The sequence below is a fragment of the Nostoc sp. genome, from assembly GCF_036917455.1.
In the GTDB taxonomy this organism is placed as follows: domain Bacteria; phylum Cyanobacteriota; class Cyanobacteriia; order Cyanobacteriales; family Nostocaceae; genus Nostoc.
The window spans coordinates 19,738-44,690 of the sequence record NZ_JBALDK010000055.1 but is presented as its reverse complement, the minus strand read 5'-3'; the positions used below and the strand labels follow the sequence as shown (position 1 = coordinate 44,690).

The following is a 24,953-nucleotide window of genomic DNA, read 5'->3' as shown; positions in this document are numbered from 1 at the left end:
AGGGGTCATGCTTAAAACTGCTGGAATTCATGTGCAATAGACATTTTGGCAGTTTTTGACTCCTCTTTTCTCAGGCTTTGTGAGAAATCCGGGAAAGGAAGGAAGAAATAAGAAGCAAAGGAATATTTGGCGCAGCTTCACAAAAAAAAGGTGTTAGTGCGTAAATTTTAGAGATAACAGTCTTTATTAAGAATAGATATCGAATATATTTTATATTTGCTAAACCCAAAATATCATAATCTCTATTTTACGTATTAAACTCGCAACTCAAGGCTAAAAGCATGACTTTATCGATCGCACATTTAGGGCCTCCCGGCACTTACGCAGAACAAGCAGCTGTTCTTTATGTCAACTGGTTGACTAAAAATAAGGGAGTTGAAGCTACCTTATGTCCCTATCCCACCATCTCACAGTCACTACACGCCGTTGCTGATAGTCAAGCTCACCTAGCTGTTGTGCCGGTAGAAAATTCTATTGAAGGGAGTGTGACTATGACGCTAGATACACTGTGGCAGTTAGACAGTTTGCGGATTCAGCTGGGTTTGGTATTACCCATTGTCCATACCTTAATCTCCTGTGCGTCAGGCTTAGATAAGATTAAAACTGTTTACTCTCACCCGCAGGCTTTGGCACAATGTCAAGGATGGTTAGAGCGGTTTCTGCCGACTGTACAGATTATTCCCAGCAATTCTACAACTGAAGCACTACAGCGATTAGAGCAAGAGACGACAACAGCAGCGATCGCTTCTAGTAGAGCCGCTCAACTCTACAACCTGCCTATACTTGCCACTGGTATTAACGACTATCCAGGAAACTGTACTCGTTTTTGGGTAGTAAGTCAGGGTGAGGGGGACGCTGGATATCAAGCATCAACAACACCTACGAGTCACACATCGCTAGCTTTTAGTATGCCTGCCAACACACCCGGAGCATTACTCAAACCTTTGCAAATATTTGCTCAATTAGGAATTAACCTCAGCCGGATTGAATCTCGTCCGACGAAGCGATCGCTAGGCGAATATTTATTTTTCATGGATTTAGAAGCAGATGTCAAGGAAACAAAAATGCAATCTGCTTTAGCAGAATTAACTATCCACACAGAGATTTTAAAAATTCTTGGCGCTTACAATATTTTGCCGATCGGCGCTCTTACTTGAGAAGTTAGGAGTTATCAGTTATCATTTAGGGAATATAAATTATTTTTTGTTATTTCTTCCTAACTACTAACTGCTGTACAGACACAGATTTTTCACGTCTCTACTTCTCACTCATCACTTTTCATTAAATGTGTCTTTGAGAACAGCGCGAGCTGCCAAGTGATTACGAGTAGAAGTTAAGATCTCTGCTTCCCGCTCTAAACGAGTTGCAGTATCTTGCATTTCTAGCAATAACTGCTGCTCTGCGGCAACACCATAAAGATTACTGGCTACCCAATAAGATAGCTCTGTTGGTAAATCGGGCAAATCTTCTGGGAGTTCGATATTTTGTTCGGTTAATTTACCTGATAGACGCACAACATCTCGCAGTAGTTGTTCTACGTCAGTTGACAAAGGACGCAAATCTTTAGTCGGTGTTTGGTCTTCAATCCACTCAACTAAACCAACCCGATATGGCTTTTCACGAACATACTCTAATACACGAAATCTTTGCTGCCCTAAAGTCAACATCTTGATCCGATCGTCTGGCAGCCTTTGGTGATGAACGATTTCCGCACAGCAACCAGTATTTGCAATTGTACCTTTGACTGGATCGAACATCAAAACACCGAACCTGCGATCGCTCTCCAAAATCGTGTTCATCATGATTCGGTAGCGAAATTCAAAGATATGCAGAGGCAATGGTCTAGTAGGAAACAGAACTACTTCAGGTAACGGGAACAGAGGTAGTTCACGAACTGCAATTTTAGAAGATGATGTCATTGTTACCTCGGTATAAACTTAATCTTTAAAATTTCTTTTTCTCTGCTTTTCCCGTATTTTGTCTATATTCTATCATTTGTTTCCCAGCTAAATAAAAGCCCTGAGATATATTTCTCAAGGCTACGTAAGTATTTATACTAATGTTATTTGTCAGTTGTCCTTTGTTTTTTGTCCTTTGTTTATTCACAAATGACCACAAATGACTAATGACAAATGACTAATTAAAGTTTTACTTCAATATCTACACCCGATGGTAGATCCAATTTCATCAGGGCATCTATAGTCTTAGAAGAAGGCTGGTAAATGTCAATAATCCGGCGATGAGTACGAGTTTCAAAGTGTTCCCGTGAATCTTTATCTACGTGAGGCGATCGCAGCACACAATAAATCCGGCGTTTTGTAGGTAAAGGAATTGGGCCTATGGCTGTAGCGTTGGTGCGGTTAGCTGTGTCTACAATCTTCTCGCAAGATGTATCTAATAAACGTCGGTCAAAGGCTTGTAAGCGAATTCTAATTTTCTGCTGCTGTAGAGTTGCCATCTTTAATTTTCCAGGTTCTGCGTAATTAGGGGATTATTTACAAGGTTAAAGGTTACAGGGTAAAGGTTACAGAAAACTATCAACTGTCCCCTGTAACCTATTACCTTATTTATAGAGGGAAGAGAAAGGAGCAGAGAGGAATTATACCATCTCTGCTCCTTTGTTATGAGCGAAAAGGTGCTATTTGATAATTTTGGAGACGACACCAGCACCGATGGTACGTCCACCTTCGCGGATAGCGAAGCGCATTCCTTGTTCAATAGCGATCGCGTTGATCAATTCTACTGTCATCTTGATGCGATCGCCTGGCATCACCATTTCTACTTCTTTGCCATCATCAGAGGTGTAGGCTTTGATAGTACCAGTTACATCGGTTGTCCGTACATAGAACTGGGGACGGTAGCCAGCGAAAAATGGAGTCTTACGACCACCTTCTTTTTCTGTTAGGACGTACACTTCACCTTCAAATTGAGTGTGAGGTGTAATTGAACCTGGTTTGGCTATTACCATACCGCGCTCGATATCTTCTTTCTTGAGACCACGCAGTAGTACACCAGCGTTATCTCCAGCCAGACCCTCGTCGAGGCTCTTCTTGAACATCTCAATCCCGGTGACGGCGGTAGTCCGAGTGTCTTTGAGACCAATTAGCTCGACAGTATCGCCAACCTTGACTTTCCCGCGTTCAATCCGTCCAGTAGCCACAGTACCGCGACCTGTGATGGTGAACACGTCTTCTACTGCCATCAAGAAGGGTTTATCAACATCCCGCTCAGGAGTGGGGATAAAGGAATCCACAGCATCCATCAAGTCGTAGATTTTATCTACCCAAGGATTTTCACCTTTTTTGGTCTTAGGATTCTTGGTCATTGCTTCGAGAGCTTGTAGACCAGAGCCTTTAACAATGGGGATATCATCGCCAGGGAAGTCATAGCTGCTTAACAGTTCTCTGAGTTCTAGTTCTACTAGTTCCAAGAGTTCTGGGTCATCCATCAAGTCTTCTTTGTTCAAGAATACAACCAGACTGGGAACGCCCACCTGTTTTGCTAACAGAATGTGTTCGCGGGTTTGGGGCATAGGGCCATCAGTAGCAGCTACTACGAGGATACCTCCATCCATCTGAGCAGCGCCAGTGATCATGTTCTTCACATAGTCAGCGTGGCCTGGACAGTCTACGTGAGCATAGTGCCGATTTTCGGTTTCATACTCAACGTGAGCGGTATTGATGGTAATACCCCGTGCTTTTTCTTCTGGCGCGTTATCGATTTGGTCGTAGCCTTTAGCTGTAGCTTGACCAAGAGCCGCCAAGGTCATAGTGATGGCTGCTGTTAACGTGGTTTTACCGTGGTCAACGTGGCCAATAGTACCGATATTGAGGTGGGGTTTATTTCTTTCAAACTTTGCGCGTGCCATGAATGCTCATTTCCTTATTTTAACTAAGCGTTCCCTTTGCTTTTTGCAATGATAGTTTCAGCTACGCTGCGAGGCACCTCTTCGTAGTGGCTGAACTCCATCGTGAAGGTACCCCGACCTTGGGTTTTTGACCGGATATCAGTGGCGTAGCCAAACATACTTGCCAGTGGAACTTTAGATGTTACCTTAGCAAGTCCCTTTTCGGTGCTTTGGCTTTCAATCTGCCCTCGACGAGTGTTGAGGTCGCCAATGACGTTACCCATATAGTCTTCAGGAACTTCAACTTCAACTTTCATCATAGGTTCTAAGATGACAGGTGAAGCTTTCAGTACAGCTTCTTTCATCGCCATTGAGCCAGCGATTTTGAAAGCCATTTCTGAAGAGTCTACATCGTGGTATGACCCATCAATTAACGTCGCTTTAACGTCAATCAATGGATATCCAGCTAGAACACCGGATTCGCAGCTTTCTTTCATCCCTTGTTCTGCGGGGCCAACGTACTCTTTAGGTACTGTACCGCCGGCAATTTTGGAAACGAATTCAAAGCCAGTACCGGGTTCTCCAGGCTCCAAATTGATCACAACGTGACCGTATTGACCTTTACCACCACTTTGGCGGATGAATTTGCCTTCAACTTTGTTCACAGCTTTCCGAATTGTTTCTCGGTAAGCTACTTGTGGCGCACCTACATTCGCTTCCACCTTGAATTCTCGTAACATCCGGTCTACTAGAATTTCTAGGTGTAGCTCTCCCATCCCGGCGATCACGGTTTGGTTTGTTTCGGGATCGACGCGGACACGGAAGGTAGGGTCTTCTTCTGAAAGAGATTGCAGAGCCTTGGACAACTTGTCCATGTCGTTCTTGGTTTTGGGTTCAACCGCCACCGAGATTACAGGCTCAGGAATGAATAGAGATTCCAGAATTACTGGCGATCCATCATCACAGAGTGTGTCACCTGTCAAGGTATCTTTCAATCCCAAAGCTGCTCCTAGATCGCCCGCTCTCAGTTCATCGACATCTTGCCGATCGTCTGCTTTCATGAGAACTAAGCGGGAAATCCGTTCTTTTTTATTCTTACTAGCGTTGAGAACGTAGCTGCCCTTTTTCAGGACACCAGAATAAACGCGAACGAATGTCAGGCGACCGTAAGGGTCAGCCATAATTTTGAATGCCAGAGCCGCTAGGGGTTCGTTGTCATCAGCCCGCCGCTCAACAGTATCGCCATTGAGCAGTAAGCCTTGAATTGGCGGTACTTCACTTGGCGCTGGCAGGTAATCGATAACAGCATCCAGCATTAACTGCACGCCTTTGTTTTTGAATGCCGAACCACAAAGTACTGGTACAATCGTCCCCGCAATTGTGCCTTTACGCAGGGCAGTCCGAATTTCCTGTTCTGTAAGTTCTTCGCCGTCGAAGTACTTGGCCATCAGAGCATCATCGGTTTCTGCTGCGGCTTCTATGAGCTTGGTGCGGAATTCGTCTACTTGCGCTTGCAATTCTTCCGGGATATCGGTTTCCTGGATATCGGTTCCTTGATCGTTGGCGTAAATGTACGCACGTTGTCCTACTAGGTCAACGATACCTTGGAAGTCGTTTTCACTACCAATCGGTAGTTGAATGGCGATCGCATTCGCCCGCAAGCGATCGCGGATTTGATCGTGAACTTTATAAAAGTTCGCTCCGGTGCGATCCATCTTGTTGATAAAGGCGATCCGAGGAACTTTGTAGCGTTCTGCTTGCCGCCACACTGTCTCAGACTGCGGTTGCACGCCGCCCACAGAACAAAATACTGCGATTACGCCATCCAACACGCGCATGGAACGCTCAACTTCAATTGTGAAGTCTACGTGACCCGGAGTATCGATAATGTTAATTTGATGATCTTTCCAGCTGGTACTGATAGCAGCCGCAGTAATGGTAATTCCCCGCTCCCGCTCTTGCTCCATCCAGTCTGTGACGGCAGTTCCTTCATGAACTTCGCCAATTTTATGAATTATCCCAGAGTAAAATAATATTCTCTCTGTTGTTGTTGTTTTGCCCGCATCTATATGCGCCGCAATACCAATGTTGCGTACTTTGTCTAGCGGGATCGTGCGTGCCACAGCTACCTCCTATAGTTTTTGCCTCATGATATCTTGTATATTACTCTTTGTTAAGATTCTATACTTTTACGGAAAACCGTCTTTGTTTTTGTAAATCCACGATATACCGCTTGGGCAAGGCGATATATCGCTTTTTTACTTAATAACGATAGTGAGCAAATGCTTTGTTAGCTTCTGCCATCCGGTGCGTTTCTTCGCGTTTCCGAATCGCATTGCCAGTTTCGTTGGCAGCATCCATTAACTCATTTGCCAATTTACTTGCCATTGTCCGGCCTGGTCTAGACCGGGAATATTGCACTAACCAACGCAGTGCTAGGGTAGTACCCCGTTCTGTACGCACTTCCATTGGTACTTGGTAGGTTGCTCCACCTACTCGCCGAGCTTTTACTTCTACTAAAGGCGTGGCATTTCGCACTGCTCTTTCAAAGGTTTCTAAAGCACCGTTACCAGTGCGTTCTTCAATAGTTTTCAATGCTTCATAAACAATTCGGGCGGCAAGTGATTTTTTGCCATGACGCATGATCCGCCTGATAATCATGCTCACAAGGCGACTGTTATATACAGAGTCAGACGGAACTGGGCGCCTTTGAATAACACCACGACGAGACATACTTCACCTTTAATTCGGAATTTGGCAACGAAATTATATGCTATCAGACACCGGAAACCAAAACCTGTGGAACCCAACCCTCAGACTTTTTCAATTTTGTTTTCGACTGTTGCAGCAAGGCTGACCTATTGACTTCCAATTTTGGATTAGAATTTTTGGTAGACGTTCCGACCACAAGGATTGGAAAAAATCAAAAGTCTGTAAGCCTCATCCCCTTGTGGGTTCGACCAATCCAAAATTGCAAATCTAAAATCTAAAATTCATTGACTTGCTACCTGCAACTAAATACTCACGGTGACAAGATTCTAAACCTTAATGTTCAGACGAGAATTATGCTGTGGGTTACAGCCTTCTCCTCAGAACTTCTACACTTGCTCGCTTAGTGTAGGTGTAGCTTGCTTGATTTTTTTTAACAGACTTGAGCAGCTTTCATAACTGCTCTTAGAACACAGACCCTGATAGTTTTTTGTCCTTGAGCGTTTTTAAGGTAAACGATTAATCGTCTTGGGTGCGATTAATCGCCTAATCCTATTTTTTCGCTGCTGCTTTTGGACGCTTGGTTCCATACTTGGAACGCCCTTGTTTACGGTCTTTGACTCCGGCTGTATCTAGGGTGCCACGGATAATGTGGTATCTCACGCCTGGTAGATCCTTAACCCGACCGCCACGAATCATCACAACTGAGTGTTCTTGTAAGTTGTGACCAATTCCTGGAATGTAAGCTGTAACTTCAAATCCAGATGTAAGTCTGACTCTTGCTACTTTGCGTAAAGCTGAGTTAGGCTTCTTTGGTGTGGTCGTGTATACTCTGGTACAAACTCCCCGACGTTGAGGGCATTGTTTCAGAGCCGGGGACTTGGTTTTCTGACGCGCTTGTTCGCGCTCGGTACGTATTAGCTGCTGTATTGTTGGCATGAGTTACAGCGCGTAAAGCTGCTTATATGTCTAAGTTTTAACAAATCCTGATTATATCGTTTTTTAGGCTTTTATGTCAATTTTAATTTTTCCTTTATTATTAGCAAAATATGGCTAATTAGTGATTAGTTGTAGAAAAGGAATTGCCACAGCCACAGGTTGCGATCGCCTGGGGGTTGTGGAAGCGAAAACCACCACCCATTAGGTCTTCTGAATAATCTACCCTCAAACCGTTGAGGTAATTTAAGCTTGTAGCATCTATGACTACTTGAATCTCATCCAAGTCAAAAACCTGGTCGCCAACTTTTATTGCTTCATCGAACGACATATCATAAAAGAATCCAGAACAACCACCTGGTTTTACTGCCAATCGAAACAAAACATTTGGCTGCTGCTTGGACTTTATCCGCCCAATTTCACTTGCGGCTGCTTGACTCAAATGAATCATGGAACTCGGTTTTTGCAATTGAATACCCCATCTTCATTTTACAGACAGATGGGTTAACTCTTACTTCTCGAAAATTCCAAATTACCAAAGTTATGAGCGCGATCGCTATTACTACATTTATAGCACAACAAGCAGAAGTCCTTACCTTAACTAGGTAGGGACTTCTGGGGTGCAGTGGTTCGCAAAGACGGTTTGCACAAGAAATGTATTCAGTTTTTAGATTAGAGTTTTAATCCTTAGTACGGGCATAGTCATCTTGGTAACGAATAATGTCATCTTCTCCCAAGTATTCGCCATTTTGCACTTCAATTAATATTAAGGGAATCACGCCAGGATTCTCTAAACGGTGAGATGTACATTGGGGTACATAAGTTGACTCATTATTGCTCAGTAGTACTTCTTGCTCACCACAAGTCACCCTAGCTGTACCAGAGACGACAATCCAATGTTCGCTGCGGTGGTGGTGCATTTGTAAACTGAGGCGGTGTCCGGGCTTAACTTCAATGCGCTTGATTTTGTATCCGCGCCCTTCTTCTAAGACTGTAAAAGCACCCCAAGGACGTAACTCAGTTGCAGCAATTCCTCTGGAAGTGATATTTGAAGGTAGGTGTAGAGTTTCAGTCTGTGTAGTTTCTTGATATCTAGCCATAGTTACCTCATTTGAAGACATAACAAACCGTTAGTACTCTTAACTATTGATAAAAAATCTGGCGCTATTTTGCAACGTTGAAAACCAGCAATTTTGCCGCACCTTGATAAACATAACAAAATCAAACGTGACGGTGTAAATCATCACTCCTAAAAGTGTTGTATCTACACCAAGTCTTCATCAAGCAAAATGATAGCTTGTTCTAAGCTTTAAAAAAAGATTGGGAATTGGGTATTAGTTCTTTATTCTTTCTCCCCCTGCTTCCTCTGCTTCCCCTGCTTCCCCATTCCCCATTCTCCATTCCCTAATCATCGTGGTTTCAAGAAAATACCAATTCCATTATGAACACGAGCAGCAGTACTAGGCGATCGGTCGAGTAGTTGTCCTCCTAAGTAAAGGCTGGTAGAACTACCCCCATCCAAATTTAAGGCATCTACACAGCCCATTTGTTGCATCAGTTGGGCATGTTCTGCCAATGTTGGCCCATAACCGCCGGCACGATTATGCACGGCAGCTATCATCAGTGTGCCTGTTGCAGTTGTACAAATGCCGCTACGAATAGCCTTTTCTGCAATAAAGGCATTGCTGAATTTTTCGGCTTTGGCATCAAGGACAATTTGGCGATTTTGGATTAATAGGGGGCCTGCTCCGATAATGTGGGGATAACGACTAAAATCAGTGGGAGTAGTACTGCTGGAAATACTCACTGCGCTTCCAATGGGTAACTGTGAAGCAGCACTAGCAGCGTTAGCGCGTAAAGTTAGCAGGTAGCCATCCTGGGGAATGGGAACGGCCGTCCCACCAACTTTGCCACCTGGTAACTGTTGAGTAATTTGGTCTTTTTGTACCACTAGGATAATTTCGTTATCCGTCAAGGGTGTGTAAGTTGCTCCCCAAGCTGGTGTGTAACGGGCAATGCCACTTTGGATATAGCCACTATTAAGAAACAGAATTGGTAAGCGCTGGTTATTTGCAGTAATTAAACTTTCTTCTAAGGTGAGACGACCGAAGTAAAATTGGCCTGAATCATTCCAAGCGATCGCACCTCGGTTAAGAATAGGGCCTGATAACCACTGATTATCCCGACGAATCGCACCCAATGGCAATCTGTTATTGCGGTTAAAATAACCACCGTTAATTCCAGCTACTGCTAAGTAACGTTGGGCTGTTTGAATTAAGGGAGCAGTACCAGCAAGTCCATTAGGGCTAGCCCACATAGGTTTCAGTGTTAGCCCAAATTTGCGGGGATCAACTTCTAACCAGACCACTGGAAAGCGTTCTGTGCCTAAGTTGACATAATTTTGTCGCCAGCGTAATCCCGGAGCCCAAGTAATATCTCGTTCTTCTAAAGGATCGGGTCGAATATCGATAATGAGGCGATTGGGGTTAGGGACAGTACTAACTTGAGGCGATAGACCAAAGGGAACGCTCAAACTAATAATAGTTTGGTTTTTCACCACCTCCACTTTTTGAATTAGTGGATCGGGGGCTGGTGGTATTGGTTGTGTTGGTGTAACTGGTAATAATTGTTTGAGTAAATTTGGCAGTAATGCTGGTGGTACTGCTGGCTGGGGGGTATAGCGTTCTATCAAAACAGGATCGGCTATTCCATCCAGGGTAATTGTCCACTCTCGATTTGGCGGTGTAGTGGGTTTGAGAGTTGGCGTGTCTGGATCGGAGGATGGAGTTTGCAGTTTTGCGATCGCTCCTCCTTGTGCTACTTGCCAAGGAGTTGGACGATCTAAATTCACAAGAATCCGAGCCTGTTGCAAAGGATTAACACTCGCGTCTGAAAGTTGCTGACTCTGAACAATATTTGTGACTTGCGTTTTTGGGGTAGCAATCACCAAGGTGTTGCCATTGGTTCGGATTTCCCATCCAGATGTTTGAGCGAAATTGCTAATATCAAGGTAGCGATATGCTCCTAGTAGCCTGGTGGATAAAACCAGTGGCTTTGTCACCGATGAAAACCACTGTATTGGTTGCTTCGCTGAGTTACTACTGCTTAAGAAATTTACTCCAATTAATTGCCTGAATACCCCATCGCTGAGATGAGTTGTCACCTGACCAGATTTTCCAGGTCGCTGCAACCAAGTTCCTGGTAAAGTACGACCATTAAGAGAAATTTGATTACCAAAGGATGCCACCCCTGTTAAAGGTGGTGCAGGTGACTGGGAAATTGGTATTTGTTTGGTGTTCGACTCCTGGGCGTTGGTAGCACAGGTACTCGTTAAGCACAGTACTGTTAAAAGTATTGGTGACACCGTAGCCCGAAAAAATCTGCGTTCGCCCTTGGCGATGGCTCTGCCAACGCTAATCCCTAATTGGCAACAACTCGGCATTTTTACCATAATTTACTAGTTACTTTTGAAAAATATTACCCAACGTATAAACTAACTAATTATTCGGAAATATAAAGATAACATGACTTTATTTCTTATAAAAGATGTTATCCTATATATTGGCTAGTTATATCTTTTAAAACAAACGAATTTAGAAGCTAAAGCCACTGCAATCAAGTGTTTTAACTGGCACTAATTCTAACCAGACTATACACGGTAGTATTGGTTATCAAAACTAGATTAAGATATTCGATCCTGACTGAATGTTGCTATTTCAGTGAGGTCTAGTTAATAGTAATATATGTGTCAGCTGGTAAGCAGAGAAACTCCAGACAATAACAATATTTGGGAATTGTCAAATGGGTATATATTGTAATACGCTGATTTTATTGCAGGCTCAGGATGAGTTTGGCTTTAAAACATAGGACAGCTTTTAGTTTTGTTTCAGGTGAGCCGCAATAGGCTCTATGAGTAGCTACCGTGCATCTGGAAAAAGGGAATTGAGAAAATACTTAGCTTCACAATATAAAAAAGAAACTGTCAGGGCAAAAATCATGTCTTGGCGGGAGTAACGTTGTCTAACACCGCATAAATACATAAAAAATACGCAACTATTTTAACACGGGGAAACTAAGAAAGCAAAACCGAAGTTAAAATTTTTTTTCCCTAAATTTCGCTGCTTATATATTTCTCCATCGTGAAATTTAGAAATTTTTTCTCATAAGTAGTGGCAAAATTGGTAACTCAATACTTCAGGAACAGGGTATGAATAATCAACCAATGAATCAAGACCAGAAAATCACAGCGAATATAAACTCAAGAGATACCTATCAGGGGCAAAAGTGGTTAGTAGAAGAACGAGATGCCTGTGGTGTAGGTTTTATTGCTCATCGTGAGAATCATACCAGCCACGAAATTGTCGAAAAAGCTTTAGCTGCTTTAACCTGCTTAGAACACCGGGGAGGTTGTAGCGCCGATCGAGACTCTGGTGATGGTGCTGGAGTCTTGACAGCTATCCCTTGGGATTTGTTCCAACAAGACTTTGCCGAAAGGGGGAAGGAATTTCCATCCATCAATAATATAGCTGTGGGGATGATATTTCTACCACAAGACCAGGAAGCAGCACAAAAAGCTAGGGTGGCAGTTGAGCAAGTAGCAACTGAAGAAAAATTGATTGTACTGGGCTGGCGAGTAGTGCCAGTGCAATCTGATTTACTGGGTGTACAAGCAAAAGAAAATCAACCCCAGATTGAACAAGTTTTGTTAGCTTCTGTTGACAAAAGTGGCGATGAATTAGAACGACAGTTGTATATTACCCGCCGTCGAATTAGTAAAGTTGCAAGCAATATTTCAGAAGAATTTTATATCTGCTCTTTGTCAAGCCGGACAATTGTTTACAAAGGCATGGTGCGTTCTGCCGTATTGGGAGAATTTTATCAAGATTTAAAAAATCCGGTTTATAAAAGCGCCTTTGCTGTGTATCATCGCCGCTTTAGTACAAACACGATGCCAAAATGGCCCCTAGCTCAACCAATGCGGCTTTTGGGTCACAACGGCGAAATCAATACCTTGTTGGGTAACATCAACTGGATGATGGCACGAGAAGCTAGCCTGAATCATCCGGTATGGAGCGATCGCATCAAGGAACTGAAACCATTAGTTCACATTGATAACAGCGACTCCGCAACTCTAGATAACGTACTGGAATTACTAGTATGTTCTGGACGCAGCCCCTTGGAAGCTTTAATGATTATGGTTCCAGAGGCTTACCAAAATCAACCTTCTTTAAAAGACTCCCCAGAAATTGTTGATTTCTACGAATATTACAGTGGTCTGCAAGAAGCGTGGGACGGGCCAGCGCTTTTAGTATTCAGCGATGGCAAAAAAGTTGGTGCAACACTAGATCGTAATGGTTTAAGACCAGCCCGCTACTTGATAACTAAAGATGACTACATTGTAGTAGCTTCGGAAGCTGGTGTAGTAGACTTTCCAGAAGCCGATATTGTCGAAAAAGGTAGACTCGGCCCAGGACAAATGATTGCTGTGGATTTAGTCAACCATGAAGTACTGAAGAATTGGGAGATTAAGCAGCGCATCGCCAAGCAGCATCCTTATGGAGAATGGTTGCAACAGTACCGACAAGAACTCAAAGAACTTGTTAGTGGTAAGCCATCAGATGTTAATGGAAATGGAAATGGACATCTGGCTACTGAAAATGGTCACGCACATAATATAGACAAGCAAACCTTGCTGCAACTTCAAACTGCCTTTGGCTACACCACAGAAGATGTAGAAATGGTGATTCAGCAAATGGCGATCGCAGGTTCAGAACCGACTTTCTGCATGGGGGATGATATTCCTTTAGCGGTGCTGTCAACAAAACCCCACCTGCTTTATGACTATTTCAAACAGCGCTTTGCTCAGGTGACTAACCCGGCGATTGATCCCCTGCGGGAAAAGCTAGTGATGTCTTTGAAAGTCGAACTGGGTGAACGGGGTAACTTATTAGAACCCAAGGCAGAATATGCGCGGAGATTGAAACTTGAATCGCCAGTGTTAACAGATGGTGAATTAGAGGCAATTAAGCTGTCAGGATTTGCCACAGCCGAGTTGTCAACCTTATTTGCGATCGCCACCGGCCCTGAAGGATTGAAAGCCGCAGTCCAATCTTTACAAGCACAAGCAGCTGAATCAGTTCGGGCGGGTGCAAAGATTTTAATCTTAAGCGATAAGGGGAATGACGGTATCAACCCAGAAGATACATACATTCCTCCTCTATTAGCAGTGGGTGCAGTCCATCATCACCTGATTCAAGAAGGGCTGCGAATGAAAACATCCCTGATTGTCAATACTGCCCAATGTTGGAGTACTCATCACTTTGCTTGTTTGATTGGCTACGGTGCTGGTGCAGTTTGCCCATATATGGCTTTAGATACGGTGCGTGATTGGTGCGTCGATCCCAAAACCCAAAAGTTAATGGAGGTGAAAAAACTTCCGACCCTCAATGTAGAAGAAGCTTTAGGAAACTATCGCAAAGCAGTAGAGTCAGGTTTACTGAAAATTCTCTCCAAGATGGGAATTTCTCTGCTCTCCAGCTATCAAGCAGCCCAAATTTTTGAAGCTATTGGCATTGGTGGAGATTTAATCGAACTAGGGTTTCGTGGTACGACTTCCCGTATGGGTGGTTTGAGTGTTAGCGAACTCGCTGATGAAGTACTTTCTTTCCACGCCAAAGCTTTCCCAGAACTGACGACCAAGAAGTTAGAAAACCTGGGCTTTGTGCAGTACCGTCCTGGCGGCGAGTACCACATGAATAGCCCCGAAATGGTTAAGGCGCTGCATAAGGCTCTAGATGGTAAAAACTACGACCATTATGAAGTTTACAAAAAGCATCTCCAAGGCAGACCAGTAACGGCATTGCGGGACTTGTTAGATTTCCAAGGTGAGCGTACCCCAATTTCTATAGAAGAAGTAGAGTCAGTAGCTGATATTGTCAAGCGTTTCTGCACAGGTGGGATGTCTTTAGGCGCTTTGTCAAGAGAAGCCCATGAAACTTTAGCGATCGCCATGAATCGCATTGGTGGTAAATCTAACTCTGGGGAAGGCGGCGAAGACCCAGTGCGCTATAAAGTTCTAGATGATGTAGACGAGTCTGGTAACTCGCCAACCCTATCTCATTTAAAAGGATTGCGGAATGGGGATAAAGCATATAGTGCCATTAAGCAAGTTGCATCGGGACGCTTCGGTGTCACGCCAGAGTACCTAGTCAACGCCAAACAAATTGAAATCAAAATTGCCCAAGGTGCCAAGCCTGGAGAAGGTGGACAACTGCCAGGGCCAAAGGTGAGCCAATATATTGCGATGTTAAGGCGCTCGAAGCCAGGTGTGACGCTGATTTCGCCACCACCACACCACGATATCTATTCAATTGAAGACCTAGCACAACTGATTTTCGATCTGCACCAAATTAATCCCAAAGCAAAGGTATCAGTAAAGCTAGTTTCAGAAGTTGGCATTGGCACGATCGCGGCTGGTGTAGCTAAAGCAAACGCTGATATCATCCAAATTTCTGGACATGATGGTGGTACAGGTGCATCGCCACTAAGTTCGATTAAACACGCTGGTTCGCCGTGGGAATTGGGTTTAAGCGAAGTGCATCGGGTTTTGATGGAAAATAGTTTACGCGATCGCGTGATTTTACGTGTAGATGGCGGACTTAAGAGTGGTTGGGATGTGGTAATAGGTGCATTGATGGGTGCTGAAGAATTCGGTTTCGGCTCCATCGCCATGATTGCTGAAGGCTGTATCATGGCGCGAGTTTGCCATAAGAATACCTGCCCTGTGGGTGTGGCCACTCAGCAAGAAGAACTCCGCAAGCGGTTTAACGGAATACCGGAAAAGGTTGTCAACTTCTTCTACTTCATCGCCGAAGAAGTGCGGAGTTTGTTAGCACGACTTGGCTACCGTTCTTTGTCAGAAATCATTGGACGTGCAGATTTGTTGAAACTGCGCGAAGAGGCAAAACTTACCAAAACGCGATCGCTAAACCTGGACTGCTTACTGAAGCTGCCAGATAGCAGAGACAATCGTAGCTGGTTAGTGCATGAAGAAGTCCATAGCAACGGCGTGGTTTTGGATGACAAGTTCCTTGCCGATCCCGATATTCAGACTGCAATTAGGGATCAGTCTACCGTTACCAAAACTTACCCTATTATCAATACTGACAGAACAGTAGGTACAAGATTAGCGGGTGCGATCGCTTCTCAATATGGTGACAGTGGCTTTGAGGGGCAAATTAATCTCAACTTCACAGGTAGCGTAGGACAAAGCTTTGGTGCATTCAACCTCCCCGGCATAATTCTGACACTGGAAGGAGAAGCAAACGACTACGTAGGAAAAGGGATGCATGGTGGTGAAATCATCATCAAACCTCCAACGGATGCAACCTATAACGCATCACAAAACGTCATAGTTGGCAATACCTGCCTCTATGGTGCTACTGGTGGCGTGTTATTTGCCAACGGTTTAGCTGGAGAGCGATTTGCTGTGAGAAACTCCAAAGGCATCGCAGTGATTGAAGGCGCTGGGGATCATTGCTGTGAATACATGACTGGTGGTGCGATCGTCGTCCTCGGCAAAGTAGGGCGCAACGTTGCTGCTGGAATGACGGGCGGACTGGCATATTTCTTAGATGAAGATGACTCATTTCGTGATTTAGTTAACCCGGAAATTGTCACAATTCAACAGGTGATTACAGAAGCAGGTGCAAGACAACTGCAAGAGTTAATCCAAACTCATGCCGAACGCACTGGTTCACCAAAGGCGAAGAAAATTCTGCAAAACTGGCAAGAATTTTTACCGAAATTCTGGCAATTGGTTCCGCCTTCTGAAGCTGATAGCCCTGAAGCCGCTCCGCAAAAAAAACAACTGAGTTCAGTTTAGTGACTAGTCATTAGACATCGTAATTAAAATAAAGTAGGCACAATTCATGAATTGTGCCTACCAGGGATTTACAGCAGCGTATGCTTGATAATTTTAATTAAAAAGACTCTTGTAATAGCTCCGCCGAACATCCCAAAGGATAATCCAAAAACGAATACTTCTACAACAAAAAAACAGAAAAATATTACATGAGATAGTTTAGGAATTTATGAACGCTATGCTAGCGAAATAATTTTTTGATCGTAAATATAGCTATACTTGCACCTATTGCCCCCAACATACCTGGAATCAAGAATGTAAAATTAATTTTCCTCAAATTAATAATTATTTTAAGTATTTCATGATAAAAATAAATAATTATTTTAAGTATTCCATTTAAATTCTTAAATTAATCAGGTTTAAGAATAATAAACCCGATAACTAGACCTTCATGCCCTCCAATAGCACCAATTAATAGTCTAAATATTTCAATAAAAAATTGCTTTTCTTTGTGATAAGTAGAGTAGCTATTTCAGCAAATGCTCCTCCAAAAAAAGGTAACCCAAATATTATCGCGAGAATTATTAATAACTCTAGAGTGCTTGGTGGTTGAGGAAAAGGTGATGCAAAAAATAATATTGTGAGAAGCATTGGTAATATTACATCGCCTGATTTCCACATAACCATAATTAATAATTATTGCTTTTTATTAGCAAGCAATTTTTGGTCTGCATCTTCTATTTCTAAAAGTTCTGGAATAGTCACAAAGCGATAGCCTTGCTTTTTAAAGTTGCTAATAATTTCTGGTAAAGCTTGTACAGTTCTAGAACGGTTTCCACCACCATCATGCATTAACACAATACCACCAGGTTTGGAATCTTTAATTACGTTATCGATCAACTTTGGTACAGGTGGTAATTTATAGTCTGTGGAGTCAGCCGACCACATAATCACAGCATACTTCTGTCCTTTTGCATAAGCAGATAATCCATTGTGCAACATGCCACCAGGTGGTCGGAATAGATTCGTTTTAGCGCCTGTGATTTGATAAATTAAGTCTGTTGTGCGATCGATTTCAAAAGCTGCTGCTTGTTGATTAAAGAAGTGATACCAGTGATGCCAAGTATGGTTAGCAATAACGTGACCTTCAGTTACAATTTTCTTTCCTATTTCTGGAAAATTTTTTAAGTTCTGTCCGACAACAAAAAACGTTCCTTTGATATTATTTGATTTCAGAATACCTAGTACTTGCTCTGTAGTGTCAGGCCAAGGGCCATCATCAAAGGTGAGAGCAATTACTTTTTCACCCTGAGAGAGTTTTGCCGCTTCAATTACTGCCCCTTGAAAACGTGACGGTAGAGCGTAAGACAGTCCTTTTGTTTGTGCTTCTTGCTGCCAACTTGTAAGCATCGCCGCCTTTAATTTCTCAATTCGCTGCTGAGTTCCTACGTTTGCGGTTACATCTTTAATATCTATACCTTGTCTACTTTGAGCCTCTGAAGCGTTTGGTCTTAGAAGCATCATGAAAGCAAGGCTAAAAACACCACCTAAAGCAAGCAGTGCAATTAATATTCCTTCTGGCCACAGAAACGACTTATTGTTTTCCACCTCATAGCTCCTTCAAATATCGAACCATCAACCACACTTATGCCGATACGTTATGGCACATTTTTTTAGATATTTTAAGATACCAGTTACTTTCTGCTAATGCTGAAAACTGGAATTTAAACTAACCGAAATTCACAATCGAGAAGACAGACTACACAGCTTTAACTTAAATCTAGATACTCTATAATTTAGATAAGCACTTATACAATAGTTACTACTGTTTAATGAAAACCCATTCATAAAAGGCAATGTCTGTACTTCTAGATCCTTATCTCTAGTTCTAAGAAGAAGCATAATTAGATAATTAACCACACCCAAAAATCCTCTTGATAGAAGTTTTGAATCAGTTACTGCCTTTCACTTCACAGCTAAGGCAGCATTATACTTTCAAGTTTTATAGCTTTACAAATAAAATGAACTAAACTGTCTTGCCTACAACTTACAATTTTTGCAGGCTAAAGTTTTTATGGTCAGACTGTCTGACAGTAAAGTTGTATAATTTACAACTTAGTTCATTATTTGATTAATATACAAAACTACTGACAAGGAGACGGTATCTTCCAAAAAATAGTTTAGTAAACTATTAATTAATCAAGATATATTCTACTGCCTGCTGTTATTTCTTCTTTTTTAAGAAAAAGTTAAATTTTAAACTGACAGAATGTTGCCTTGTACTTTCTATGAAATAGACAGACGAAAATTGATTAAATATAGTTTCTCATTGCCAAGGGCCATTTATTCATTAATCTATACACTTTTGACTCATTTAGCAAAAATAATTTTATCGGCAGTTTAACTCTATTTTTGATGCTGATACTTAAGCCTAAATTGCTAGTAGCTTTTTTCTTTTAATTTTCTGCTCGATCGCAAAAGAGGTTCATATATCATTCATAGTACACTTTAATATATACTGTTACCGTGTAATTACTGAAAATAATCTTATGTGTATAGGCAAGTTAAAATTTGGAGTAGTATGGCATCTATTGAATCATTAAATTTTAAAATTAAAATGTAATGTTTTTTACTACGATCGCGTATTGCAATGGCTTTCGTATTTTAAACAACATTTACAGAGTAGTTTTTCTACGTAATATCATTTAGTTTCTTTTTGACTAAACTTTCATCAATACTGCTATTCGCCTTTTTTTGCTAAAGTGAAGCAGATACAGCAGTTTATAAGTAAGTGAAGTACAAAATATACATACATAAAGTTTCTATCTCCTGCCGACGCTCGCAGACTCCTTCTAAGCGTACTCCTGCAAAGAAGCAAGCTACGCGTAGCGTATCTAAGAGTTGCTATGCCGCAGGCTCTACGCTGCGCTATCGTGCCTTGGAACCTGTAACTTCGAACTTCATGTAAAATACAATCATTGTATTGTCAGATATGCAGTAAAATGCATTACCACTTAATAACCAATTTTCTTTCTACTCAAAGAAAAAAGCGACTGGCTGTATCACTCTACCAATCGGTAAATAGATTTTTGAGCAGCAGGAAGCAAAACTGAAAATTATCTAATAACTTGCCTTATAATTGCAACAATTTGAGCCAAAATAATCAAGCTATTTGTCCCACTTCTGAAACTGGCTAGAAACTTTTATGATTCCTCACGAAAGTGATGCAAAAGAAGATACTGCGTCGTTGAAAGTATTGCGTAGTTGGCAAGAAAATCTGATTTTAATTGCGATCGCATTATTTTTAGCACTATCGATCAGGACTTTTATCGCTGAACCCCGCTATATACCTTCTGATTCGATGTTGCCAACCTTACATACTGGCGATCGCTTGGTAGTTGAAAAAGTATCCTACCATTTTCACCCTCCCATAACTGGAGATATTATTGTTTTCCAGCCACCCGCAGAATTACAACGTCGGGGATATCCCAAAGACCAAGCTTTTATCAAGCGAGTTATTGGTCAGCCTGGTGAAATAATTAGTGTTAATTCTGGCAAAGTCTACCTCAACGGTCAACCTTTGCCAGAAGACTACATTGCTGAACCACCAAATCAGCCATATCAACCAGTGAAAGTCCCAGAAGACGAATTTTTTGTTATGGGAGACAACCGCAATGATAGTAATGACTCTCGCTATTGGGGCTTTTTACCCAGAAAAAATGTTATCGGTCGGGCAACATTTCGTTTTTGGCCTCTCGATCGCATTGGATTTATTTAAATAGTTAGGAGTCATTCAATTTTGGATTTTAGATTTTTCCTTCAATTAAAAATTAAAAATCTAAAATTGGCAGAGTTAATAGTTACTTTAAAACTTCTAACTTTTAACTTAAAATCTTAAATAATACATCAGTTGGGCGATCGCATCACCACTTAACTCTAGCCGTCGTTGAAAATCAGCTAGGTTACGGTAAGGCCCTACTGATTGCCGATTTTGAACTACTGCTTCTGCTAAAGACAAATCTAGAAATGGAATTTGTGCTAACTTTTCAACTGTTGCTGTGTTCGTATTGACTAAATGGGTCGGATTGTCTAGAGATTCCTGATCATAGTAAATAAAATTCAACAGAGGCTTTAATGGCTCCAAGCGCGGTACTGGTATAGCCAAAGCTGCGGCGATATCTTCAATACAGTAAAATTTAACACCAGAATGCGAAAGTTCTACAAGCGATCGCGCTTGGTGAATTGACAATCCTGGTAGGCGTAACCAATCATCTACAGTCGCTTGATTAGCATCAATACGAATACCTAATTTTGCCGCTATCTGAATTTCTTCCCCAGATTGGAGGCGATAGTAAGGATCGTTGAGGAGCTTGGCGCGGAGTTTTTGCAGTCTGGGATTCAAAGGTAGCCAGTTATTCATATCGCTTACTTTAACCAATATTGAGGTCAAGCCCTCATCCCATAAGGGTTGATTGTAATGCGATTGGGGTTGAAATCCCCTTTTCGCTTACATAATTACGAATTACGAATTATTTAAGAAATCTGGTCTAGCAATTGGCGGCGCTTTTGTTCAAACTCATACTCCGAAATCAGTCCATCTTGGCGCAAAGCATCTAATTCTCGCATTGCTTCAGCCATCGCTCCTACCTGATTACTTACCTTGTGTGAGTTTTTTGTCGCTGACTTGCCGAGATTAAAATTACGATCAAAAGCTTCTTCATCTTGGGCTAAATACCAAACTCCCTCAATGGCACTAGCTACTTTGGGGATAGGTGTCCACGAAAGCAGCACATACAAAATACCCCACAACGGTTGTCCTAGATAGAATTTATGCAATCCTGAAATTGTCAGCGTGCCAGAAAAAGCTAAAACAGCAGCAATACTTCGACTTTTGCGCTTAGTCAACATATTTATAATAAATCTACCAATAACACAGTTCCTACAATCAGATAGTCAACTACCTTGTCTTGCCCTTCAGACTTTTGGATGGGAAGTTCTACGCACAATTTAGTATTTGAAGAAATTTGAGTAAGTTTCACATGACTGTGCATTGAGCTTTGATGCTAATTTTAAGTTTTTAACAGCTTTATTACTACTATGTCACAGACCTTACTACCGTCGGGATGGGTTGAAAAGCTTTGCGATCCTTACGCTGTGCTAGGAATTTCTGTGATTGCTGACGATCGCCAGATTTTCAAACGCTATCACACTTTAGCGAAACTCCTACATCCCGATCGCTATGCTAAAAACTGCAATTCAGACCAAAAATTAGCAACGGCAATATTTAGCCATTTAATCAATCCAGCTTATGAACAACTTAAACACCGACAGAAGCGCTTGATTGCGATCGCTATGCTGCGATCGGATACAAGAGTTTTGGAGCAGAAGTCTTTGTCTTCTCAAAGTGCCATCGCTCATGAAATTACGGAAATGTCTACACCTGAAGCAGAATTGTTTTATGAAGAAGCGATCGCCTGCTATGCAGAAGCTCAATACAAATCACTAGATCAGTTTTATCAGGTGACGCAACAAATTAGTATACTAAATCTAGTTTATTTACGGTTGCATAAACCACACCTTTTCCTACCACAAAAAGCTGTTCCCATCATCCCGGAAGAAGAAGTCAACCCAGTTGAACCAGTTTTGACAAACTACGCTCAACGTCACTACGAGCGAGCTATGGAATATGTCAGGCTAGCCAAATGGACCCTAGCTGTGCAAGAACTGCGCGATGCCATCAAGTTAGAGCCAAATAACAGCGACTATTATGCCTTGTTAGGTTTGGTACATCTCCAACAGAAATTTATGGGGATGGCTAGGGTTTACATCTCTCAAGCATTAAAACTGAATCCGCAAAATTCACTAGCTTTGAAATACGCTCCCGGACTGAAGATTCAACCAGGTGAAAACACCAATCCAAAATCAATGGCTAAAGCTATGAGTATTGCTGCTTTATTAAGTCGGTTTACAAAGGGTAAAGGTTCTCAAGTCAAGTGTTGAAATTTCGGTAACAAACCGTACTAAAACCGAAGCTTCGTCACTAGATTACTCACCTAGACTAAAATAATAAATAGAAGTAAAACTATTAAGCTGCTGAGTCTGGGCGCTCAGTTTAATATAAGCAATATGGGATTCTTCGATTCTGAGATCGTTCAGCAAGAAGCAAAACAGCTATTTGATGATTATCAAGCGCTAATCAAGCTTGGTAACAACTACGGCAAATTTGACCGCGATGGCAAAAAGCTGTTTATTGAGCAAATGGAAGCCATGATGGATCGATATCGCATCTTTATGAAGCGCTTCGAGTTATCAGAAGACTTCATGGCACAAATGACCGTAGAACAACTGAAAACGCAATTAGGTCAGTTCGGTATCACTCCGCAACAAATGTTTGACCAAATGAACCTCACTTTAGAACGGATGAAAGCCGAGCTAGAAAAACAGGCTTAGTCAATTTTAGATTTTGGATTGGCAATTAATCCAAAATCCAAATTGCGCTGGAAGCGCACCAAAGGTACGGCCCAAAATCTCAAATTATTGTGACTTGGGGCGAGAGAACTGCGAAGGTGACTTGAAGTTTTCTACTGGTGTGTTTTTAAGTGCTTTCTCCATAAAATCTTTCCAGATGGGAGCGACCATAACACCACCTGTTGCATGGTCAGCTAATTGTCTGTTGTCGTCTCTCCCTACCCAAACCGCAGTTGTTAACTGTGGTACAGTACCAACAAACCAAATATCTTTTTCTGATGATGTCGTTCCCGTCTTACCGGCGGCTGGGCGACCGATCGCAGCACCTTTACCAGTACCTTCAGAAATTACCGATCGCATCACATCGAGAATTGCTGCTGATGCCCAAGGATCGAGAACTAGCTGAGGCTTGGGAGTATTATCTAGCAATACATTACCACTACTATCAGTGACACGGGCAATTACAGTTGGTGGTGACTGCCAACCATAATTAGCAAATGTGGCATAAGCACTAGCCATTTCCAGGGGTGTAACACCAATTGCACCAAGAGGCAAAGAAGTAACAGGTTCCATCGGACTCATAATACCCAAGGTACGACAAGTTTCGATAACTCTATTCATCCCCACAGCCTTACCAATCTTGATTACAGGAATGTTTCGTGACTGAGCTAAAGCCGTGCGAATTGGCATCGATCCCCTAAAACTGTTATCGTAATTTCTGGGTGAGTACCAACCGTTACCATCTCGATAGCTGACTGGAGAATCTTCCACAGTTGAATCTGCCGTATATTTACCAGTAGCAAAAGCAGTGTAATATACAAACGGTTTAAAAGAAGATCCGGGCTGGCGTTGAGCTTGAGTTGCCCGATTGAATTCACTAGTCTTAGGATCTATACCGCCCACCAATGCTTTGATAAAATGTGTGCGCGGATCAATTGACACTAGGGCCATTTGGTTTTTAGATAATCCCTGATCTAAAAGTGCTTTATGCCACTTAGTGACGGTTTCTTCTGCCATTATTTGGAACTTGGCATCAACCGTTGTTTGCACGCGCATCCCACCTTTAAGTAGTGTGTCACGCCCAAACTTTTTAGCCAATTCCTGAGCTACGGTGTTGGTTACATAGGGTAGGGCACTACCTTGAAAGGATTTGATTTTACCAAGTTTGATTTCCTGCTTGAGGGCATTGTCATACTCAGACTGGTCGATCCAGTTTAATTCCAGCATCCGCCCCAGCACTTCTTTTTGTTTCTGTTTTGCCAGCTTCATGCTCACAAAGGGGCTGAATTCTTCTGGTGCTTGGATCAAACCCGCCATCATTGCTGACTCACCCAAGGTTAAATATTCTGATGACTTATTAAAGTAACTGCGGGCTGCCGTTTGTACACCATAATTATTATGACCCCAATAAACCTGATTGAGGTACATTTCTAAAATTTGGTCTTTGGTAAGAATTTGCTCTAATCTGATTGCCAGCACTGCCTCCGCTAACTTGCGGGTAAAAGCACGCTTTTGAGATAAAAACAGGTTTTTTACCAATTGCATAGTAACAGTAGAGCCACCCTCTTTGACTCCGCCTGCTACCGCATTAACCACTATAGCCCGGCCAACACCAGTGGGGTTAATACCGTGGTGATCGTAGAAGTGGTTATCTTCACTTGCTAATACAGCCCGTTTTAAATTCGGGGAAATTCTATCCAGGGGTACGACTTCGCGGTTGGCTTCCCCGTGGATACTCGTTAAAAGTTTACCCTTAACGTCATAGATGTAAGTTGTTTCTGAGGGAAAGAAGTTACGTAGCTGTCTTACATCTGGCAAATTACGGAAACTAATGGCTAAACCAACCAGTCCTCCGGCTACAATGGAACTTGCCAACATGGTAATTGAGAGCAGAGTACCGCCAGTTACCTGACCAACTCCTTTCAAAAACTCAAAACCTGATGAAGCCCGACGTTGTGGCTGTTTATCTTCAAAAGTCCTAGAAGACGACACGGCGATTTCACTTCCTCACTTATAAATTTAACTGTAATTGATTGGACGAAGCAAGGCGGTTAATTTTTTGCAATTATAGTAGTTTGGCAGATGAGAAAGTGGATAAATTGCAAGTGTTTATAACCAACTTAACTTCTA

The 24,953-nt window shown here is 42.2% G+C and carries 18 protein-coding genes; 5 read left to right on the top strand and 13 right to left on the bottom strand.

Translation table 11 applies throughout. The features are described 5' to 3' along the window. Positions 1–281 precede the first annotated feature (281 nt). Positions 282–1,157 carry a prephenate dehydratase gene (gene pheA, locus V7K42_RS06160; RefSeq protein ID WP_334914484.1) on the top strand — a complete coding sequence of 292 codons (876 nt, stop codon included), beginning with the start codon at positions 282–284 and terminating at the stop codon, positions 1,155–1,157. Between the two features lie 114 nt (positions 1,158–1,271). On the opposite strand, the gene V7K42_RS06155 is transcribed toward pheA, so the two are convergent. From V7K42_RS06155 to V7K42_RS06115, 9 genes are all read right to left on the bottom strand, one after another. Continuing rightward, complete coding sequence (locus V7K42_RS06155; RefSeq protein ID WP_334914482.1) at positions 1,272–1,919, bottom strand: LON peptidase substrate-binding domain-containing protein; 648 nt, start codon at positions 1,917–1,919, stop codon at positions 1,272–1,274. Between the two features lie 221 nt (positions 1,920–2,140). Then, positions 2,141–2,458, bottom strand: coding sequence for a 30S ribosomal protein S10 (rpsJ, locus tag V7K42_RS06150; protein WP_008232935.1), 318 nt, complete (start codon positions 2,456–2,458; stop codon positions 2,141–2,143). Between the two features lie 180 nt (positions 2,459–2,638). After that, positions 2,639–3,868 carry an elongation factor Tu gene (gene tuf / locus V7K42_RS06145; RefSeq protein WP_334914480.1) on the bottom strand — a complete coding sequence of 410 codons (1,230 nt, stop codon included), beginning with the start codon at positions 3,866–3,868 and terminating at the stop codon, positions 2,639–2,641. Between the two features lie 23 nt (positions 3,869–3,891). Beyond that, the gene (fusA, locus tag V7K42_RS06140) at positions 3,892–5,970 is read right to left on the bottom strand and encodes an elongation factor G (protein ID WP_334914478.1); all 2,079 of its coding nucleotides are present in this window, start codon (positions 5,968–5,970) and stop codon (positions 3,892–3,894) included. A gap of 139 nt (positions 5,971–6,109) precedes the next feature. Further along, on the bottom strand, positions 6,110–6,580 hold the full coding sequence (gene rpsG / locus V7K42_RS06135) for a 30S ribosomal protein S7 (RefSeq protein ID WP_094331156.1): 471 nt from the start codon (positions 6,578–6,580) through the stop codon (positions 6,110–6,112). 528 nt (positions 6,581–7,108) lie between these two features. Next, positions 7,109–7,495 (bottom strand): 30S ribosomal protein S12, encoded by a 387-nt coding sequence (rpsL, locus tag V7K42_RS06130; protein ID WP_094331155.1) that lies wholly within the window; start codon positions 7,493–7,495, stop codon positions 7,109–7,111. Positions 7,496–7,613: 118 nt separating this feature from the next. After that, complete coding sequence (locus tag V7K42_RS06125; RefSeq protein ID WP_104899173.1) at positions 7,614–7,943, bottom strand: HesB/IscA family protein; 330 nt, start codon at positions 7,941–7,943, stop codon at positions 7,614–7,616. Between the two features lie 229 nt (positions 7,944–8,172). Next, on the bottom strand, positions 8,173–8,592 hold the full coding sequence (locus V7K42_RS06120) for a cupin domain-containing protein (RefSeq protein WP_094331153.1): 420 nt from the start codon (positions 8,590–8,592) through the stop codon (positions 8,173–8,175). A 308-nt stretch (positions 8,593–8,900) separates the two neighbouring features. Continuing rightward, positions 8,901–10,943: a phosphodiester glycosidase family protein gene (locus tag V7K42_RS06115; RefSeq protein WP_442938529.1), complete on the bottom strand. Its 2,043-nt coding sequence runs from the start codon at positions 10,941–10,943 to the stop codon at positions 8,901–8,903. Positions 10,944–11,699: 756 nt separating this feature from the next. Between V7K42_RS06115 and gltB the strand changes: the two genes are divergently transcribed. Continuing rightward, complete coding sequence (gene gltB, locus V7K42_RS06110; RefSeq protein WP_334914475.1) at positions 11,700–16,376, top strand: glutamate synthase large subunit; 4,677 nt, start codon at positions 11,700–11,702, stop codon at positions 16,374–16,376. Between the two features lie 675 nt (positions 16,377–17,051). Here gltB and V7K42_RS06105 read toward each other — a convergent pair. Further along, positions 17,052–17,963 carry a polysaccharide deacetylase family protein gene (locus tag V7K42_RS06105; RefSeq protein WP_334914473.1) on the bottom strand — a complete coding sequence of 304 codons (912 nt, stop codon included), beginning with the start codon at positions 17,961–17,963 and terminating at the stop codon, positions 17,052–17,054. Between the two features lie 1,597 nt (positions 17,964–19,560). Here V7K42_RS06105 and lepB point away from each other — a divergent pair. Next, the gene (gene lepB, locus V7K42_RS06100) at positions 19,561–20,133 is read left to right on the top strand and encodes a signal peptidase I (RefSeq protein WP_334914471.1); all 573 of its coding nucleotides are present in this window, start codon (positions 19,561–19,563) and stop codon (positions 20,131–20,133) included. 108 nt (positions 20,134–20,241) lie between these two features. Here lepB and V7K42_RS06095 read toward each other — a convergent pair whose 3' ends face one another. Both V7K42_RS06095 and V7K42_RS06090 read right to left on the bottom strand, forming a co-directional pair. After that, positions 20,242–20,775, bottom strand: a complete 534-nt coding sequence (locus tag V7K42_RS06095) for a ComEA family DNA-binding protein (RefSeq protein ID WP_334914469.1) — start codon at positions 20,773–20,775, stop codon at positions 20,242–20,244. Between the two features lie 113 nt (positions 20,776–20,888). Then, a complete protein-coding gene (locus tag V7K42_RS06090) occupies positions 20,889–21,263 on the bottom strand; it encodes an NINE protein (RefSeq protein ID WP_334914467.1) in 375 nt (124 codons plus the stop codon). A 189-nt stretch (positions 21,264–21,452) separates the two neighbouring features. Between V7K42_RS06090 and V7K42_RS06085 the strand changes: the two genes are divergently transcribed. Both V7K42_RS06085 and V7K42_RS06080 read left to right on the top strand, forming a co-directional pair. Continuing rightward, positions 21,453–22,355, top strand: coding sequence for a J domain-containing protein (locus V7K42_RS06085; protein WP_334914465.1), 903 nt, complete (start codon positions 21,453–21,455; stop codon positions 22,353–22,355). Between the two features lie 126 nt (positions 22,356–22,481). Then, positions 22,482–22,805, top strand: a complete 324-nt coding sequence (locus tag V7K42_RS06080) for a DUF1825 family protein (RefSeq protein ID WP_094340846.1) — start codon at positions 22,482–22,484, stop codon at positions 22,803–22,805. A gap of 84 nt (positions 22,806–22,889) precedes the next feature. Here V7K42_RS06080 and V7K42_RS06075 read toward each other — a convergent pair whose 3' ends face one another. Beyond that, complete coding sequence (locus V7K42_RS06075; RefSeq protein ID WP_094340843.1) at positions 22,890–24,815, bottom strand: transglycosylase domain-containing protein; 1,926 nt, start codon at positions 24,813–24,815, stop codon at positions 22,890–22,892. Positions 24,816–24,953 lie beyond the last annotated feature (138 nt).

Excerpts from the sequence above, each read along its gene's own strand:
- pheA (WP_334914484.1), top strand. The coding sequence starts at position 282 with ATGACTTTATCGATCGCACATTTAGGGCCTCCCGGCACTTACGCAGAA.
- V7K42_RS06155 (WP_334914482.1), bottom strand. The coding sequence starts at position 1,919 with ATGACATCATCTTCTAAAATTGCAGTTCGTGAACTACCTCTGTTCCCG.
- rpsJ (WP_008232935.1), bottom strand. The coding sequence starts at position 2,458 with ATGGCAACTCTACAGCAGCAGAAAATTAGAATTCGCTTACAAGCCTTT.
- tuf (WP_334914480.1), bottom strand. The coding sequence starts at position 3,868 with ATGGCACGCGCAAAGTTTGAAAGAAATAAACCCCACCTCAATATCGGT.
- rpsG (WP_094331156.1), bottom strand. The coding sequence starts at position 6,580 with ATGTCTCGTCGTGGTGTTATTCAAAGGCGCCCAGTTCCGTCTGACTCT.
- rpsL (WP_094331155.1), bottom strand. The coding sequence starts at position 7,495 with ATGCCAACAATACAGCAGCTAATACGTACCGAGCGCGAACAAGCGCGT.
- V7K42_RS06125 (WP_104899173.1), bottom strand. The coding sequence starts at position 7,943 with ATGATTCATTTGAGTCAAGCAGCCGCAAGTGAAATTGGGCGGATAAAG.
- V7K42_RS06120 (WP_094331153.1), bottom strand. The coding sequence starts at position 8,592 with ATGGCTAGATATCAAGAAACTACACAGACTGAAACTCTACACCTACCT.
- V7K42_RS06115 (WP_442938529.1), bottom strand. The coding sequence starts at position 10,943 with ATGGTAAAAATGCCGAGTTGTTGCCAATTAGGGATTAGCGTTGGCAGA.
- gltB (WP_334914475.1), top strand. The coding sequence starts at position 11,700 with ATGAATAATCAACCAATGAATCAAGACCAGAAAATCACAGCGAATATA.
- lepB (WP_334914471.1), top strand. The coding sequence starts at position 19,561 with ATGATTCCTCACGAAAGTGATGCAAAAGAAGATACTGCGTCGTTGAAA.
- V7K42_RS06095 (WP_334914469.1), bottom strand. The coding sequence starts at position 20,775 with ATGAATAACTGGCTACCTTTGAATCCCAGACTGCAAAAACTCCGCGCC.
- V7K42_RS06090 (WP_334914467.1), bottom strand. The coding sequence starts at position 21,263 with ATGTTGACTAAGCGCAAAAGTCGAAGTATTGCTGCTGTTTTAGCTTTT.
- V7K42_RS06085 (WP_334914465.1), top strand. The coding sequence starts at position 21,453 with ATGTCACAGACCTTACTACCGTCGGGATGGGTTGAAAAGCTTTGCGAT.
- V7K42_RS06080 (WP_094340846.1), top strand. The coding sequence starts at position 22,482 with ATGGGATTCTTCGATTCTGAGATCGTTCAGCAAGAAGCAAAACAGCTA.